Source organism: Microbacterium sp. K35, from assembly GCF_004794375.1.
GTDB classification, from domain to species: Bacteria; Actinomycetota; Actinomycetes; order Actinomycetales; family Microbacteriaceae; genus Microbacterium; species Microbacterium sufflavum.
Genome location: NZ_SSDM01000326.1, coordinates 1 through 387, shown reverse-complemented (window position 1 = coordinate 387; position 387 = coordinate 1). Strand labels below are relative to the sequence as shown.

The window sequence follows — 387 nt, the reverse complement described above, 5'->3', positions numbered from 1 at the left end:
GCACCGGACCGCCGCTGCCTCGGACCGGCGCGCCGACCGTGAGCCCGGCGACCGGGGCGAGCGGCATGCACCGCAGCCCGTCCTCACCCGTGGCCACGACCTCCGCGTCGATGCCGTCGAGCGTCACGACGTCACCCACCGCGCCGTCGAGTCCGCGCACGTGCACGCTGAGCCCGCGCACTCGGGTGACCTCGCCGATGCGCTCGGGTCGTACGGCGTCGCGCACCGCGCCCCAGGCCGTCATGTCGCGCTCCCGTCGAGCGCGCGGCGGGCACGGTCGAGCGCGGCGGAGACCCGGGCGTCGACCACCCCGTGCTCCGGCACCGCGACGGCGTCTCCGCGGTCGAGCGTGGCGTCGGCCACGAGGGTGAAGCCGTGGCCGACGCC

At 77.8% G+C, this 387-nt stretch carries 1 pseudogene; it reads right to left on the bottom strand.

Annotation, left to right across the window (positions count from 1 at the left end):
* Positions 1 to 244 (bottom strand): annotated as a pseudogene (locus tag DW299_RS12815) (EscN/YscN/HrcN family type III secretion system ATPase); the annotation flags it as partial.
* Positions 245 to 387 lie beyond the last annotated feature (143 nt).